Consider the following 2,032-nt stretch of genomic DNA (forward strand, 5'->3'; position numbering starts at 1 on the left):
CGCTGGGCCTGCACCCGCAAACACCGCCGGGAGGCAGCCAAGAACACCGATCTGCCCGGTTAAGAACGAAGAGCCCTGTTACGCGGATCGGGGGAACTGAATCGCCCTGGGTTGCTTGGAGGCTCTTGACCTTGGAAACGAGGATGGAGCCATGCCGAGAGATCTATCGAAGGGGAAGCCGACGACGCGCCGGTACTCCGAGCAGGAGAAGGCCGCAGCGGTCAGGATGGTTCGTGCCCTGCGGGTCGAACTCGGCACCGAGCACGGCACCGTTCAGCGGGTCGCGACCCAGCTGGGCTATGGGACCGAGTCGGTGCGACTGTGGGTGCGTCAGGCCGAGATTGACGACGGCCATGCGCCGGGGGTGAGCACGAGCGAGTCCGCTCGGATGCGCGAGCTCGAGCAGGAGAACCGTGAGCTGCGGCGGGCCAACGAGATCCTGAAGAGGGCTGCGAGTTTCTTCGGGGCGGAGCTCGACCGCCAACACAGGAGGTAGTGGCGTTCATCGACGCCAACCGCGACGAGCTCGGGGTCGAGCCCATCTGCGCCGCGCTGCAGGTGGCCCCGAGCACGTACTACGCGGCCAAGACCCGTGCGCCGTCGTCCCGTTCCTCCCGCGATCAGGTCCTGCGCCCGGTGCTGCGCCAGTTATGGGAGGACAACTACTGCGTCTACGGGGCCCGCAAGCTGTGGAACGCCACTCGTCGGGCCGGCTGGGACGTGGGTCGTGACCAGGTCACTCGGCTGATGCGCGCCGAGCAGATCGAGGGCGTCCGGCGCTCCAAACGGGTCCTCACCACGCGGGCTGACCCGGTCGCGGTGCGTCACCCGGACCTGGTCCGCCGGGACTTCACCGCGACCGCGCCGAACAGGCTGTGGGTCACCGACCTGACCTACGTGCCGACCTGGGCCGGGGTCGCCTATGTGTGCTTCATCGTTGACGTCTACTCGCGGATGATCGTCGGCTGGCGGGCCGCGCCTCACATGCGCACCGAGATGGTCCTGGACGCGATCGAGATGGCCCGCTGGTCACGCGGGGCGCGCCTGGACGGGCTGACCTGTCACTCCGATGCCGGATCTCAGTTCACGTCCATTCGGTATGGCGAGCGCCTCGCGGAGATCGGCGCGGTGCCCTCGATCGGAACTGTCGCTGACAGCTACGACAACGCCCTGGCCGAGACCGTCAACGGCTACTACAAGACTGAGCTGATCCGCGGCCCGGCCCGCACCGGACCCTGGCGCACCATCGAGGACGTCGAGCTAGCAACCCTCGGCTGGGTCCACTGGCACAACACCCAACGACTGCACGGCTACCTCGGCGACATCCCTCCTGCCGAGTTCGAAACAGCGTTCTACGCTACCCACAGGACCGACCAGTCCCTGGTCGAAATCCCATAGCCCGAGCCTCCATCAAACCCAGGGCGATTCACTGGACGGCGAGCATGCAGGCGATGGTCTCGACCTGGGTGCGGACCAGGGGCCCGGTGGGCTGGGCGAAGATCGTGCGGATCGCTGCGGCGACCATCTCGGTGTGCCCCTTGGGGACCTTGGCGAGCACGTTGCGCATGAAGTGGACCCGGCACCGCTGCCAGGCCGCCCCGACCAGGACCGTGTCGATCGCGTTCATCAGCCCGCGGTGATGGTCGGAGATGACCAGCTGCACCCCGCCCAGGCCACGCTCACGCAGGAACTCGGCCCAGGAGTCTTCGGTCGCGCAAGTCCCCGACGGCGCATCCGAGCACTTCACGGCGCCCGTCGACGCTGACCCCGGTCGCGATCACGACGGCCTGGGAGACCACCCGGGCACCCTTGCCGTGAGCGTCTCCGCCGACTCGGGCCTTGCAGTGATGACGCTCGTTTGAAATTCCCCGGTTCTGCTCACTGAAATTCCCCACCCGCGTGGCTTCGCCGAGACGGGCGGAGCTCCCTTGAGGCTGGCGGTCTCTGACCACCATCCAGCTCAAGGGAGCCCGCGTCCGTTCATGCTCACACGGGAGGACGACATCGACGTGCACGCATTGCGTCGCCAGGG

General features: G+C 67.4%; 1 protein-coding gene, 1 pseudogene and 1 other annotated feature. Of the genes and pseudogenes, one reads left to right on the top strand and one right to left on the bottom strand.

The features are described from left to right. The first annotated feature begins 151 nt into the window (after positions 1 to 151). Positions 152 to 1,398, top strand: a protein-coding gene (locus tag EUA98_RS19470; protein ID WP_130104333.1) for an IS3 family transposase whose coding sequence is annotated in 2 segments (ribosomal slippage) — positions 152 to 455 and positions 455 to 1,398 — 1,248 coding nt in all. Because the reading frame shifts where the segments join, the coding sequence is not laid out codon by codon here. Next, positions 451 to 567: a sequence feature (AL1L pseudoknot), on the top strand. (Overlaps the previous gene by 117 nt.) Positions 1,399 to 1,429: 31 nt before the next feature. Here the strand turns inward: EUA98_RS19470 and EUA98_RS19475 are convergent. After that, positions 1,430 to 1,847, bottom strand: a pseudogene (locus EUA98_RS19475) (transposase); the annotation flags it as partial. Positions 1,848 to 2,032 lie beyond the last annotated feature (185 nt).

It is taken from the genome of Pengzhenrongella frigida (genome assembly GCF_004168625.1).
Lineage (GTDB): Bacteria > Actinomycetota > Actinomycetes > Actinomycetales > Cellulomonadaceae > Pengzhenrongella > Pengzhenrongella frigida.